Annotated in this window: 14 protein-coding genes; 3 read left to right on the top strand and 11 right to left on the bottom strand. The window is 65.7% G+C overall.

Annotation, left to right across the window (positions count from 1 at the left end):
* Window positions 1-186: 186 nt before the first annotated feature.
* Together LXE91_RS30305 and LXE91_RS30300 are read right to left on the bottom strand one after the other, a co-directional pair.
* On the bottom strand, window positions 187-945 hold the full coding sequence (locus tag LXE91_RS30305) for a Tat pathway signal protein (RefSeq protein WP_039358364.1): 759 nt from the start codon (window positions 943-945) through the stop codon (window positions 187-189).
* Window positions 946-977: 32 nt separating this feature from the next.
* Window positions 978-1,799, bottom strand: coding sequence for a hypothetical protein (locus tag LXE91_RS30300; RefSeq protein ID WP_039358282.1), 822 nt, complete (start codon window positions 1,797-1,799; stop codon window positions 978-980).
* Between the two features lie 405 nt (window positions 1,800-2,204).
* Between LXE91_RS30300 and LXE91_RS30295 the strand changes: the two genes are divergently transcribed.
* Both LXE91_RS30295 and LXE91_RS30290 read left to right on the top strand, forming a co-directional pair.
* Window positions 2,205-2,528, top strand: a complete 324-nt coding sequence (locus tag LXE91_RS30295) for a cupin domain-containing protein (RefSeq protein ID WP_039358280.1) — start codon at window positions 2,205-2,207, stop codon at window positions 2,526-2,528.
* A gap of 128 nt (window positions 2,529-2,656) precedes the next feature.
* The gene (locus LXE91_RS30290; RefSeq protein WP_039358278.1) at window positions 2,657-3,382 is read left to right on the top strand and encodes a glutathione S-transferase; all 726 of its coding nucleotides are present in this window, start codon (window positions 2,657-2,659) and stop codon (window positions 3,380-3,382) included.
* A gap of 102 nt (window positions 3,383-3,484) precedes the next feature.
* On the opposite strand, the gene LXE91_RS30285 is transcribed toward LXE91_RS30290, so the two are convergent.
* The 5 genes from LXE91_RS30285 to LXE91_RS30265 form a co-directional block, all read right to left on the bottom strand.
* Window positions 3,485-5,017 carry an amino acid permease gene (locus tag LXE91_RS30285; RefSeq protein WP_039358275.1) on the bottom strand — a complete coding sequence of 511 codons (1,533 nt, stop codon included), beginning with the start codon at window positions 5,015-5,017 and terminating at the stop codon, window positions 3,485-3,487.
* Window positions 5,018-5,119: 102 nt separating this feature from the next.
* On the bottom strand, window positions 5,120-5,584 hold the full coding sequence (locus tag LXE91_RS30280) for an Lrp/AsnC family transcriptional regulator (RefSeq protein WP_039358272.1): 465 nt from the start codon (window positions 5,582-5,584) through the stop codon (window positions 5,120-5,122).
* A 98-nt stretch (window positions 5,585-5,682) separates the two neighbouring features.
* Window positions 5,683-6,441, bottom strand: coding sequence for a dimethylarginine dimethylaminohydrolase family protein (locus LXE91_RS30275; protein ID WP_039358362.1), 759 nt, complete (start codon window positions 6,439-6,441; stop codon window positions 5,683-5,685).
* 209 nt (window positions 6,442-6,650) lie between these two features.
* Window positions 6,651-7,901 (bottom strand): DUF1479 domain-containing protein, encoded by a 1,251-nt coding sequence (locus LXE91_RS30270; protein WP_039358270.1) that lies wholly within the window; start codon window positions 7,899-7,901, stop codon window positions 6,651-6,653.
* 110 nt (window positions 7,902-8,011) lie between these two features.
* A complete protein-coding gene (locus tag LXE91_RS30265) occupies window positions 8,012-8,401 on the bottom strand; it encodes a VOC family protein (protein ID WP_039358268.1) in 390 nt (129 codons plus the stop codon).
* A gap of 71 nt (window positions 8,402-8,472) precedes the next feature.
* Here LXE91_RS30265 and LXE91_RS30260 point away from each other — a divergent pair, with 71 nt between their 5' ends.
* The gene (locus LXE91_RS30260; protein WP_039358265.1) at window positions 8,473-9,450 is read left to right on the top strand and encodes a helix-turn-helix domain-containing protein; all 978 of its coding nucleotides are present in this window, start codon (window positions 8,473-8,475) and stop codon (window positions 9,448-9,450) included.
* Window positions 9,451-9,540: 90 nt separating this feature from the next.
* Here the strand turns inward: LXE91_RS30260 and gltA are convergent, their stop codons facing one another.
* From gltA to sdhA, 4 genes are all read right to left on the bottom strand, one after another.
* On the bottom strand, window positions 9,541-10,842 hold the full coding sequence (gltA, locus tag LXE91_RS30255; protein WP_039358262.1) for a citrate synthase: 1,302 nt from the start codon (window positions 10,840-10,842) through the stop codon (window positions 9,541-9,543).
* Between the two features lie 66 nt (window positions 10,843-10,908).
* Entirely contained in the window at window positions 10,909-11,178 is a 270-nt protein-coding gene (locus LXE91_RS30250) for an FAD assembly factor SdhE (RefSeq protein ID WP_039358259.1), read from the bottom strand.
* 7 nt (window positions 11,179-11,185) lie between these two features.
* The gene (locus tag LXE91_RS30245; protein ID WP_011355743.1) at window positions 11,186-11,887 is read right to left on the bottom strand and encodes a succinate dehydrogenase iron-sulfur subunit; all 702 of its coding nucleotides are present in this window, start codon (window positions 11,885-11,887) and stop codon (window positions 11,186-11,188) included.
* A 21-nt stretch (window positions 11,888-11,908) separates the two neighbouring features.
* Window positions 11,909-13,687 (bottom strand): succinate dehydrogenase flavoprotein subunit, encoded by a 1,779-nt coding sequence (gene sdhA, locus LXE91_RS30240; RefSeq protein ID WP_039358255.1) that lies wholly within the window; start codon window positions 13,685-13,687, stop codon window positions 11,909-11,911.

The following is a 13,687-nucleotide window of genomic DNA, read 5'->3' as shown; positions in this document are numbered from 1 at the left end:
TGCCACGCAGAACGCGTCACGGCTCAGGCCGGACGCGAAAAAACCCATTAAAAACAGTGGTTTGGCTGGTAGTCCCAATACCTGTATCGGCATTACCCGGCAAACGGCGCACGCACGATCCGGCGCGGCGCGATGGCGAATCGCGGATCGTGTCGCCCGGATCGCGTGCGCCGATGCGTCGCGATGTCAGCCGTTCGGGTACTCGCGATCGATCAGGGCGAGGCGCAGCATGCCGAGCTGCACGCCCGCGTTGCACATCAGGTAAAGATCGCGCCGTCGCATGGCCGGCATCAGCGCCGACGTGTCGTAGAGCGACGGCAGCGCGAGACCGGCCGGCACGGCGGCCTGCATCCCTGCCGCCGTCGACACGCGCACGGCCATCGACGCCTGATCCGCGTGCGTGACGATGCCGACCTTCCCTGGCGCCGCGGCCGAGCCTGCCTGCCTGACGATCGCGGCGGCCACGCCATCCGGTGTCGGTATCGGGCTGCCGGCAGCAAGGGCCGGTGTCGCGATCGACGTCACGCCGGCCGTCAGCCCGTACTTCGATGCGAGCACGCTCGCGACTTCCTGCTGCGCGTAGATCGAAGCCGGGACCTTCTGTCGAAGCTGGAACACGGCGTCGGCAATCGCCTCGTTCACGGGGCCAGGCACCGGCGTGGCGCCGGATGTCGCGGCACGACTGCCGAAGCTGAACGCGGCAATCGTGTTGATGCCGGCAGCGTCGACGGTCGGCGGCGTCCACGAGAAAAACGTGTCGAACAGGTAGCCGGTTTCGTCGGCGGCGGTCGCGCGATCGTTCAGTTCGTTCGTCAGCTTGCCGAGCATCTGGCGCTGCAATTCCGCATCGGAAACGGGGGCATCGCTCGCGAAAGCCGGGGCAACGGATGCACACGAGGCGGCGAGCAACGAAGTGGAAGCCAGGAAATGGCGGCGGGTCGTCATGGTCATGAGATTCGAGTGAGGAGCGGAAGGCGTCAGCCCTTCGGGAACGCCTGCATCGTCGCGGTCACCGCGCGGCCAAGCATCTGCGCATACATGTCGTGCACGAGATAGAGGCTGCGATTGCGCGTCCACGGCTGGCCCGATTGCGGGTCGTATATCGTCGGCAGCGACACCTCGGCCACCGCGGCGGCCTTCATGCCCGCCTGCTGCGAGGTCTGGATGCAGCGCTTCGCATGGTCGCGATGGCCGACCACCGCGACGGTGCCCATTGCCGCCGCGCCGCCCGCGCGCGACACGGCCACGGCCGCGACGCCGGCCGTGCTCAGGTACACGATCGAGCCATCGCTCGCGATCACCGGCTCGATCGACGACAGCACGTCGGCTCCCATCCCGTACTTCGACACGAGAAAGCGCGCGATCTCCCATTGCGCGTACACCTTCACCGGTTTCAACTGGCGAATCCGGTACACGGCATCCGAGAGCGCTTCGTTGACGGGCCCCGGGTCGGGCAGCGCGGTCTGGTTGCCGCCGGTGCTCGACGTGTTGCCGCTTGCCGCATTCGGGCGATTGCCGAAGCTGTACGCGACGATCGCGCCGACCTGCGCGGCCGGCACGGTCGGCCGGTCCCACGTGAAGCCGACGTCGGTCAGCGCCGGCACGATCGCATTGACCGTCGCCGCGTCGCCGAGCTGCGCATTGAGCTTCGAGGACATCTGCGCGGCCAGCGCCGCATCGGTGACGGGCGCCGACGTGACGTCGTCACCGCCGCATGCACTCAGCAACGGCGCCACGGCAACCGCGGGTGCGGCAGCAAGAATTTTCCTGCGTAAAGAAGCCGACGGGTTTCGATTCATGAGAAATACGAAATGATGCGAGCAACGCCGGCAGCCGGTCACGACGTTGCAAGTCGCGGGTTCACGGGAAACGACAACCTGACGCGTCGCGCGGTTGAGCGATGGATGGCAGGGTCGACGCTCGAATCGAATCGCTGCATATCGGTCGATTGACGATGCGCGATCGTAGTGGGCGTTTATTAAATCGCGGTGAACCTGTCGATCGAATACGGACGATCGTCACGCTGTTTCATCGATGGACACATGCGTTTCATCCATGGCGAGCGTGTGCGTGCACTGTTTCATCGGTGGCGAGCGACGTGATTCGCCCGCCTCGTCGGGCGCAGAACATCGCGCTCCCGATTTCGAGATACGATGGCGCAACGCCTGACGTAGCCCCCACGATCCGGATCCGGAGCCCTCACCATGAAGCTCGGTCTGAACGAATCGCTCGCCCGCCTCGACGATGAAGGCACGCTGTTCACGACGCTGTTTCGCCACGGTACGCTCGACGTCGAGCTGTACCGGCCAAGCATCGACGACAAGCAGAAGCCGCATACGCGCGACGAGGTCTACGCGATCGCCACGGGCACGTCGCGCTTCGTCGTCGACGGCCGCGAATGCGAAGTCGCGGCCGGTGACGTACTGTTCGTCCCGGCACACGCTGCGCACCGCTTCGTCGGCTTCTCCGACGACTTCTCGACGTGGGTGTTCTTCTACGGCCCCGAAGGCGGCGAGCGCGGCGCGTAACGCACGACGCACGCGGCACTTTTCCTGCGATCGCCTAGACTGTCTATTCGCAGCGGGTGGCCCGCGACGCGTGGCCGCCCGGTCGTCACGATGCCGGTGGCAGCCGGTTCAACGAACGGGAAAACAGCATGCGATACGAACTGTATTACTGGCCCGAGATCCAGGGCCGAGGCGAGTACGTGCGGCTCGCACTCGAAGCGGCCGAAGCCGACTATGTCGACGTCGCACGTGAATCGGGGCGCGGCATGGGTGTGCCGGCAATGATGCGCATGATGGACAGCACGAAGGCGGAATGCGTGCCGTTCGCGCCGCCGTTCCTGAAGGCCGGCGACGTCGTCGTCGGGCAGACCGCGAACATCCTGCTGTTTCTCGGCGCGCGGCTCGGGCTCACGCCCGACGACGAAGCCGGCCGGCTGTGGGTGCACCAGCTTCAGTTGACCGTCGCCGATTTCGTCACCGAGATCCACGACACGCATCATCCGATCGCAAGCGGCCTCTACTATGAGGATCAGCAGGCGGAAGCCGCCGAGCGTGCGGCCGATTTCCTGGAAAACCGGCTGCCGAAATTCCTCGGTTACTTCGAGCGCGTACTCGACCAGAATCCGCACAAGAGCGGCTACCTCGCCGGCAACGCACTCAGCTATGCGGACCTGTCGATGTTCCAGTTGATCGAGGGCCTGCGCTACGCGTTTCCGAAAGCGATGAAGCGTGCGGAGCGGAAGATCGCGGCGCTGGTTGCACTGCATGATCGCGTTGCGCTGCATCCGCCTGTCGCGCGCTATCTCGAGTCGGAACGTCGCATTCCGTTCAACGACATGGGTATCTTCCGGCACTATCCGGAGCTGGACAAGTAGCGGCGAACGGCATCCGTGCCGCTTCGTGCACGGCCGCCGCCGCATCGGCGCCGGCCGTACGACACGGCCGGCCCGCGTTACCGCGCTTTCGATACCAGGCAGTCAGTGCGACTGCCCGTGCTGCGTGGCCGCTGCATCGACGGCCTCGACCGAACGCGTCAGCCACGGCCCGATGTCCATCTCCTCGTAGCGCACGAGCCGACTCTTGCGCGCACGGCGATACGCCCACCAGATCGCGACGAACAGCGGAATCCACACGTAGATCGACAGCACTTCCATCCAGTCGATGCGGGCCGCGAAGAACGCCTGGTAATCCTGCCCGAGCGAAATCACGATGCAGATCGCGATCGCGAACAGCGGCCCGAACGGGAACCATTTCGCGCGGTACGGCAGCTGATCGAGCCGGTAGCCCTGCTTCAGGAACCCTTTGCGGAACCGGTAATGGCAGACCGCGATGCCGAGCCACGCGATGAAGCCGGTGATGCCGACCGTATTCAGCAGCCACAGATAGATGCTCTGGTTGTTGGTCAGCGACGTGAGGAAGCACAGCCCGCCGACGGCCATCGTCGCGTACAGCGCGTTGCGCGGCACGCCGCCCGGCGACAACGTCGCGAACATCGCCGGCGCGCGCCCTTCCGCGGCGAGGTTGTACAGCATCCGCGTGGCCGCGTAAGTCCCGGAATTGCCGGCCGACAGCACGGCCGTCAGGATCACGAGATTCATCGCGCCGGCCGCGAGCCGGAATCCCGCGTGGCTGAACACCAGTGTGAACGGGCTCACGCCGATGTCGGTCACGTCGCTCTTCAGCAGGTTCGGATCCGTGTACGGCACCAGCAGCCCGATCACGAAGATCGCGAACACGTAGAACAGCATGATCCGCCAGAAGATCTGCTTCACCGCACGCGGGATCGTCTTGCGCGGGTTTTCCGATTCGCCTGCCGTGATCCCGACCAGCTCGGTGCCGAGAAACGAGAAGCCCGCGATCAGCGCGACGCTCATCATCGCGTGCACCCCGCCGACGAACGGCGCATCGCCCGTCGTGAAGTTGCGCAAGCCGACCGGATGCCCGTTCCCGATCAGGCCCGCAGCGATCAGCAGCCCGGCCGCGATGAACGCGACCACGGTGACGACCTTGATCAGCGAGAACCAGTATTCGGATTCGCCGAAGCCGCGCACCGACAGCGTATTCAGCAGGAAGATCAGCACGAGGAAACCCGCGCCCCACCAGATGCCGGGTATGGTCGGAAACCAGTAGCGCATCACGATCTGCGCGGCGACCAGCTCGATCGCGATCGTCACGGCCCAGCTGTACCAGTAGGTCCAGCCGAGCGCGACGCCGAAGCCTTCGTCGACGTACTTCTCGCCGTAGATCGCGAACGAGCCCGATACCGGCATCAGCGCGGCCATCTCGCCCAGGCCCGTGACGACGAAGTACACCATCATCCCGATCGCGATATACGCGGCGATTGCCCCGCCCGGCCCCGCCTGCGCGACCGACGCACCCGACGCGACGAACAACCCCGTGCCGATCGAGCCGCCGATCGCGATCATCGCGATGTGGCGGCCCTGCAGACGCCGCTTGAGCGTCGTTCCGGACGGTGCGGCCGTCTCCGCCGCCGCTTGCAAAGCATCCATAGTGTTCATCCTGGTTCGATTGGAGCCTGACGATTTGATTCGGAATGCAGATCGTTAGCCCCGGTCATTCGCGTCGAAACCGGCCTGCCCCGGCCGGCCGCATCACACGATGCTGCGCTTGATCGCCTGCAGTTCGGCCGTCGTCACGATCTTCTCGATCCGGAAACGCGGGCTTTCCAGCCATGCGTTCGCGATTCGCCGGTACTCGTCGAGATCCTCGCACGCGAGCCGCACGAGAAAATCGAACGTGCCGCTGACGAGCCAGCAATCGAGCACGGCCGGATTCGCTCGCATGTCGTCCTCGAACGGCGCCTGCGAACGCCCGTGGTCGGCCAGCGTGACCTGCGCGATCACGACGATCGGCTTGGTCGCGCGCGGCGCCTTGATCACCGCGCGGTACCCTTCGATCACCCCAAGCGCCTCGAGCCGCTCCACGCGCGCCTGGCACGGCCGCGGCGTGAGGTTCACGAGCTCGGACAGCTTCCGGTAGGAAATCCGCCCGTCGGTGCGCAGGATGTCGAGGATCCGGAGATCGATCTTGTCGAGCTGCATCTTCTTGTCGGTCATCCGCGTTCGCTCCGGTCGGGTCGTGGCTGGTGCGCGGAACGTCTCCTGTTCCGCGCGGGGGCCACATTATCCGGCCGAAGCGGCCGCGCGCCAATCGGCTAGAACCGCAGCGACAGGCAGGTCAGGCCGCCGTCCATCTTGCGGAACTCGCTCGTATCGATCACGTGCAGCGGCAACCCGAGCGACGCGATCGCGTCGTGCACGCGCGGGTAGCCGGCCGGGGTGATCAGCGTGCCGTTCACGCGCAGCGTGTTGCCCGCGTATTCGTCGGCGGCCGAGATCGCGATCCGGCGATAGTCGGCGAAGGCCGGATGCGCGGCCAGCGCTTCGGTCACGAGCAGCGTGTCGTCGCCGAGCGCGTTGACGACCGACTTGAGATGCAGGCCGGCGCCCACCGGCACCGCGACGACCGAATAGTCGTAGCGCGACACGAGCGATTCGAATGCGGCGATACCATCGGCGTCGGTGCGGCCCGTCAGGCCGATGTAGAAGCGCTTGCCGACCTGCATCACGTCGCCGCCGTCGAGACGGCCGTCCTGCATCGGCAGCAGGTCGCGATGCGCGGCCAGCGCCGCTTCGATATGCACCGTCTCGCCCCGCCGCGCCGGCGCACCAGGGCGCGTGATCACCGCGAATTCGGGCGTCACGACCGCGGTGTCCTCCACGAAGTGCGAATCGGGAAAGGCCTCCAGCGGCGGCAGTTCGGTCAGCGCGACGCCGAGCATGCGCAGCGCTTCGCAGTATGCGTGGAACTGGGTGAGCGTCTTGTCGTAATCGGGCGCGCCGAGTTCGGCCGTGGTCAGGCCCGCGCCACAGGACGGCGCGGGACGGCGAACGATCGCTTGCGTGAATTGCATCGACTCCTCCATGGTCAGCGCCACACCCGTGCTTCACACGGGGCGGCTGCGTTGTGTCCGGACCATTATCGGAAGCCAAATTGCGCAATTCGCGTCGATTTCGGCTGCGCCGACAGCCGATTGCGTCGAATTGCACGCGTCACGCAGCGGATTCGGCAGCCCGCCGTTCGCCGCCCGGCGACCCGCCGCTTTCACGTGCGGTGCGCTTGCTATACGCCCGCCCCGAACCCCATCTGCGAACGGCCGAGCGCCGTGAGATCGCCCTCCCCGCCGCGCCCGTCGAATTCGACCTCGAAATGATCGGCCGGGAAATCGGGCGGGCTCTCGCCGCGCAGGAACGCAGCGCGCTGGCGCTGCAGGTACGCGTCGTTCTTCGCGCAACCGGGCGCGGCCGCGATGTACATCACGTTGCTGTCGCCGCTGCCGCGGTGCGCATCCTCGACCGCGTGCACGACGTCGCCGTGCCAGAACACCGCGTCGCCCGGCTCCATGTGCGGGATCGGCACCAGCGCGTCGAGCAGCAGCGCGTGCCATTCGGGCCGGATCGACAGCGCGCGGCCCGGGCGCGCGCCGCACAGGTCGTCGTCGGCCACGTCGTCCTGCAGCGCCCGCAGGACGACGTAGGCCATCGCGTTCGCAACCGGGATCAACTGCAGCGTACCGTCGCCGGGCCCCTGCGGCGTCAGTGCGGTCCAGCCCTGGAACGTGCGGAACATCGAGCACACGGCCGGCGACGGAATCTCCTCGACATCGGGACGGAACGCCGCATCGAACGGGTCGTAGTCGCGCCAGCGGCCGGCCAGCACGTGACGGTAGACCTGCCGGAAATTCGCGCCAAGCCAGCGTTCGACCGAACCGCCGTCGACATGCGGTGACAGCCCGAGCGACGTCGAGCCGGGCGGGCGGCGGCGAATCCGGTCCGCATAGGCCGGCACCTGGTCGGGATCGAAGTGCGTGCGGCCGCCGTCCGCGTGCCGCCACAGGCGGTTCAGGAACACGCGCGCCCGGGTCAGTGCCGGTGACTGGCGCGCAGCCACCTGCGGCTTCGACCAGTAGACGCCGTAGATCTGCGGCTTGCCCGACGCGAGGTTGCCGAAATAGCGGTCCTCGGCACGTGCGTGCAACCGGTCGGTGAAGCGGTTCGCGTCCAGGTAGGCACCGATCTCGTCGTTCCAGTCGCGCGCCTGCCGGGGGTCGAACACGCCACGGATCACGACCGCGCCATGCGTGCGGATCGCGGCGATCGCGCGCGGATCGACCGTCCCGCCCGCTATGTCCGCGAACGGCACCACCGGAATGACGTCACGACCATGCGCATGCGCACGGCGAATCACGTCGACCTGCCGCGCGATATCGCCCTCCAGCTCGCGAAACGTGGCCGCATAACCGGGCAGGTCGGCGCGCAGCGCCCTTTTCGCGTCGCGAATCGCGGCAGGCAGGTCGTCAATCGTCAGTTGCATCGTGGTCTCCTCGCTGACAGGTGTCGTGATGTGCTGTCAGCGTACGGCCGGCACGCGACCTCGATTACCACTATCCGGCCAACTGTCGATACAATCCTGACAACCGTAGGTCACGCCGGGCGATGGCAGACCACGCACAGCTTGTTGCCGTCCGGATCGTGGAAATACGCGCCGTAGTAGTCGCGGTGATAGTGCGGCCGCAGGCCCGGCGGCCCTTCGCAGGTGCCGCCATGACGCAGCGCGAGCGCGTGGCAGCGATCGACGTGTGCGCGGGTCGGCGCATCGAACGCGATCGTGTGGCCATTGCCCGGTTCGGGCGCGCGGCCGTCGAGCGGGTGGCCGAAGAAGAACAGCGGCCGGTCGGCGTCGGCCGGCATCCAGCCCGACCAGCCGTCCGGCTCGCGGAATTTCAGGCGCAGCCCGAGTTCCGCGAACAGCGGCGCGTAGAAATCGTAGGCGCGCGAAGTATCGGTCACCCCCACGCAAACATGTGAAAACATGGCATCGCTCCTTCGTGACGATCGCTCACGATCATGCCACGGCGCGATGCCGGCTCCCTCCGGAGGCCGCGATGAAACCGCAGTACGAGCACGTGACGTTCGCCTCCGGCTGTTCGATCCGCATATATCACCGTCAGCTCGCGCGCATTCCATTCGAATGGCATCGCCATCCCGAATACGAGCTGACGCTGACGCTCAACAGCCGTGGCCGGCGCTTCATCGGCGATCACGTCGCGCACTACGCGGACGATGACCTGGTGCTCGTGCCGCCCAACCTGCCGCATACCTGGTCGTCGAATGCACGCATCGATCGCGATGCCCCCGAAGTCGCGCTCGTCATCTGGTTCGACGGCGACTGGGCGCGGCGTCTGGCCGACTGTTGCCCCGAATACGCAGCGCTGCGCTCGCTGCTGCGGCGTGCCTCACCGGGCCTGCGCTTCGACACCGACGCGGCCCGTGCGATGCGCGCACGGCTGCCGCAGTTGCTCGATCCGTCGCCACGCACACGGCTCGCGGCCGCACTCGACACGCTCGCCGATCTCGCGGAAGCCGGCGGTGAACCGCTCGCCACCGCGCATGCATACGACCGGGCCGACGGTACGACACCGCCCGCCAACGTCGCCGCCCCCGAAGCCGAACGCCTCGACCGCGTGCTCGACGCGATCGACCGGCACTTCCACGAACCGTTGCGCATCGACGCGCTCGCCGCCACCGCGCACATGTCCGAACGCACCTTGCAGCGCCTGTTTGTCCGGCACCTTGGCGAAAGCGTCGGCCGCTACGTGCAGCGGCTGCGGCTCGCGCACGCGTGCCGTCATCTCGTCGGCACCGACTGGCCGATCGCGACCGTGGCTGCGCGCTGCGGCATTCCGAATGCCGCGAACTTCAATCGCCAGTTCCTCGCCGCACGCGGGATGACGCCCGGCGCATACCGGCAATTCTTCGTGCAGCACGGCCACGCGCCCGATCACGACGCGCCCGCACTCGACACGCGCCCGCCGTCGCTGGAACGCCGCGCGGGCCCGAGCGAAGTTCGGCCGCACAAATGAAAACACCCCGACGGGATGACCCGTCGGGGTGTCGTGGCGTTGCGATCGCCTGACGCGAGCGGCCTGCCGGCCGTTCGCGCCGCGCACGACTTAACGTGCGTCGAGCGGCTTCGCTTCGCGCGGCGTATCGCCGATGAACAGCTGACGCGGACGGCCGATCTTCTGTTCCGGATCGCCGATCATTTCGTTCCACTGTGCGATCCAGCCGACCGTACGTGCCATCGCGAAGATACACGTGAACATCGACGTCGGGATGCCCAGCGCGCGCTGGACGATGCCCGAGTAGAAGTCGACGTTCGGGTACAGCTTGCGCGACACGAAGTATTCGTCTTCCAGCGCGATCTTCTCGAGCTGCATCGCGAGCTTGAACAGCGGGTCGTCGTGCAGGCCCAGTTCGTTCAGCACTTCGTAGCACGTTTCGCGCATCAGCTTCGCACGCGGGTCGTAGTTCTTGTACACGCGGTGACCGAAGCCCATCAGCTTCACGCCCGAATTCTTGTCCTTCACCTGCTTGATGAATTCGGGGATGTTGTCCGGCGAACCGATCTGCTCGAGCATGTTCAGCGCGGCTTCGTTCGCACCACCGTGCGCCGGGCCCCACAGACAGGCGATACCGGCAGCGATACACGCGAACGGGTTCGCGCCCGACGAGCCGGCCAGACGGACGGTCGACGTCGATGCGTTCTGTTCGTGGTCGGCGTGCAGGATCAGGATACGGTCGAGTGCGCGAACGAGCACGTCGTTGACCTTGTACTCTTCGCACGGGTTCGAGAACATCATGTGCATGAAGTTCGCGCTGTACGACAGCGAGTTCTTCGGATACACGAACGGCTGGCCGATGCTGTACTTGTACGCCATCGCGACGAGCGTCGGCAGCTTCGCGATCATGCGGATCGCCGACACTTCACGGTGACGCGGATCGTTGATGTCGAGCGAATCGTGGTAGAACGCCGACAGCGCGCCGACTGCGGCGACGAGGATCGCCATCGGGTGTGCGTCGCGACGGAAGCCACGGAAGAAGAAGTGCATCTGCTCGTGCACCATCGTGTGCTTCGTGACGGTGTCGACGAACTCCTTCTTTTGCGCTGCGTTCGGCAGCTCGCCCTTCAGCAGCAGGTAGCAGCTTTCGAGGAAATCCGCGTTTTGCGCGAGGTTGTCGATCGGGTAGCCGCGGTACAGCAGCTCGCCCTTGTCGCCGTCGATGTACGTGATCGCCGAATTACAAGCTGCCGTCGACATGAAGCCCGGGTCGTACGTGAACTTGCCGGTCTGGCCGTACAGCTTGCGGATGTCGATCACGTCCGGGCCCATCGTGCCCTTGTAGATCGGCAGTTCGACGCTCGGCGAGTTGTCGCTGAACGATAGCGTGGCTTTAACATCAGACGGAGTCATGGCACATCCTCAATCGAAATAAAGAAACGGGATTCGATAACGGGCACAGCGTGTTACGCGTTGGCGTTACACGTTGCGCAGCATCTCCAACAGCCGGTGAATATCCGGGCTGTCTAGGTCGCCTTCTGGTTCCTTGCGCGCGAGGAGCAAGTCCATCAGGTCGTTGTCGCTCAGATCGAGCAGGCGCGACAACGCGCCTACGTCTGCATCGGTGAGGTCATGCTCGTATCTGCTGAAGAAACGCTCGAAAATGATGTCGTTCTCCAGCAGACCCCGCCGCGCACGCCAGCGGAGGCGTGCGCGACGGTGCGGGTCGGATTGATGCGAATCGCTCATCTCGACCTTAAACAGCGCGGCGAACCATCAGTTCCTTGATCTTGCCGATCGCCTTCGTCGGGTTCAGGCCCTTCGGGCAAACGTCGACGCAGTTCATGATCGTATGGCAACGGAACAGACGGTACGGGTCTTCCAGGTTGTCGAGACGCTCGCCGGTAGCCGTGTCGCGGCTGTCCGCGATGAAGCGGTAAGCCTGCAGCAGGCCGGCCGGGCCGACGAACTTGTCCGGGTTCCACCAGAAGCTCGGGCACGACGTCGAGCAGCTCGCACACAGAATGCACTCGTACACGCCGTCGAGCTCGTCGCGCTCTTCCGGCGACTGGAGGCGTTCCTTCTCCGGCGGCGGCGCGTCGTTGATCAGGTACGGCTTGATCGAGTGGTACTGGTTGAAGAAGTGCGTCATGTCGACGATCAGGTCACGCACGACGGGCAGGCCCGGCAGCGGACGCAGCACGATCTTCTGCGGCAGGTCGTTCAGGTTCGTCAGGCACGCGAGACCGTTCTTGCCGTTGATGTTCATCGCGTCCGAACCGCACACGCCTTCACGGCACGAACGGCGGAACGACAGCGTCTCGTCCACGGCCTTCAGCTTGACCAGTGCGTCGAGCAGCATGCGCTCGTGCTCGAGCTCCAGCTCGTACGTCTGCATGCGCGGCGCTGCGTCCTTGTCCGGATCGTAGCGGTAGACTTCAAAAATGCGTTTTGCCATTTCGGATTCCTTTGACTCGGCTTAGAACGTGCGCGGCTTCGGCGGCACGGATTCGACCGTCAGCGGCTTCATTTGAACCGGCTTGTAGTCGAGGCGATCGCCTTCGCTGTACCACAGCGTGTGGCGCAGCCAGTTCTCGTCGTCGCGGTGTTCGTAGTCGCTGTGGGCGTGTGCGCCACGGCTTTCCTTGCGAGCTTCCGCCGACACCATCGTTGCGCGAGCAACTTCGATCAGGTTCTCCAGCTCGAGCGCTTCGACGCGCGCGGTGTTGAACACCTTCGACTTGTCCTTCAGGTGGATGTTTTCCACGCGTGCCTTCAGGCCGGCCATCTGGTCGACGCCTTCCTTCAGCAGTTCCGACGTGCGGAACACGCCTGCGTGCTTCTGCATCGTCGAGCGGATGTCGTTCGCGACGTCCTGCGTGTATTCACCCGAGGTCGACTTGTCGAGCTTCGCCAGGCGTGCCAGCGAGAATTCGCCTGCATCGGCCGGCAGCGGCTTGTGTTCCTTCTGGTTCTTCACGTGCTCGACGATGTGGTTGCCGGCCGCACGGCCGAACACCACGAGGTCCAGCAGCGAGTTCGTGCCGAGGCGGTTCGCGCCGTGCACGGACACGCACGAGCATTCGCCCACTGCGTAGAAACCGTTGACCGGATCCTTGTGACCGCCGCGCGTCGTGCCGACGACCTGACCGTGGATGTTGGTCGGGATGCCGCCCATCTGGTAGTGGATCGTCGGGACGACCGGGATCGGCTCCTTGATCGCGTCGACGTTCGCGAACTTCAGCGCGATTTCGCGGATCGACGGCAGACGCTTCATGATCGTCTCGGCGCCGATGTGCGACAGGTCGAGCAGCACGTGATCCTTGTTCGGACCCACGCCGCGGCCTTCCTTGATTTCCTGGTCCATCGAACGCGACACGAAGTCACGCGGCGCCAGATCCTTCAGCGTCGGTGCATAGCGCTCCATGAAGCGCTCGCCGTTCGCGTTGCGCAGGATACCGCCTTCGCCGCGCACGCCTTCGGTGATCAGCACGCCCGCGCCGGCCACGCCGGTCGGGTGGAACTGCCAGAACTCCATGTCCTGCAGCGCGATGCCCGAACGCGCCGCCATGCCGAGGCCGTCGCCGGTGTTGATGAACGCGTTGGTCGATGCCGCGAAGATCCGGCCTGCGCCCCCCGTCGCGAACAGCGTCGTCTTGCCTTCCATGATGTAGACGTCGCCCGTCTCCATCTCGAGGGCCGTCACGCCGAGCACGTCGCCTTCCGCGTCGCGGATCAGGTCGAGCGCCATCCATTCGACGAAGAACTGCGTCTTCGCTTCGACGTTCTGCTGGTACAGCGTGTGCAGCAGCGCATGACCGGTACGGTCGGCGGCCGCGCAGGCGCGCTGGACCGGCTTCTCGCCGTAGTTCGCGGTGTGGCCGCCGAACGGGCGCTGGTAGATCGTGCCGTCCGCGTTACGGTCGAACGGCATGCCGAAGTGCTCGAGTTCGTACACGACGTTCGGCGCTTCGCGGCACATGAACTCGATCGCGTCCTGGTCGCCGAGCCAGTCGGAACCCTTGATCGTGTCGTAGAAGTGGTAGTGCCAGTTGTCTTCGCTCATGTTGCCGAGCGACGCGCCGATACCGCCCTGCGCGGCCACCGTGTGCGAACGGGTCGGGAACACCTTCGACAGCACGCCGACCGACAGGCCCGCGCGCGACAGTTGCAGCGCCGCGCGCAAGCCGGAGCCGCCTGCGCCGACGATCACGACGTCAAACTTGCGGCGCGGGAGGGAAGTTTTGATTGCAGCCAT

Source organism: Burkholderia contaminans (assembly GCF_029633825.1).
In the GTDB taxonomy this organism is placed as follows: Bacteria; Pseudomonadota; Gammaproteobacteria; order Burkholderiales; family Burkholderiaceae; genus Burkholderia; species Burkholderia contaminans.
Note: the sequence above shows the minus strand (reverse complement) of the source record. Positions and strands in the feature narration are given on the sequence as shown.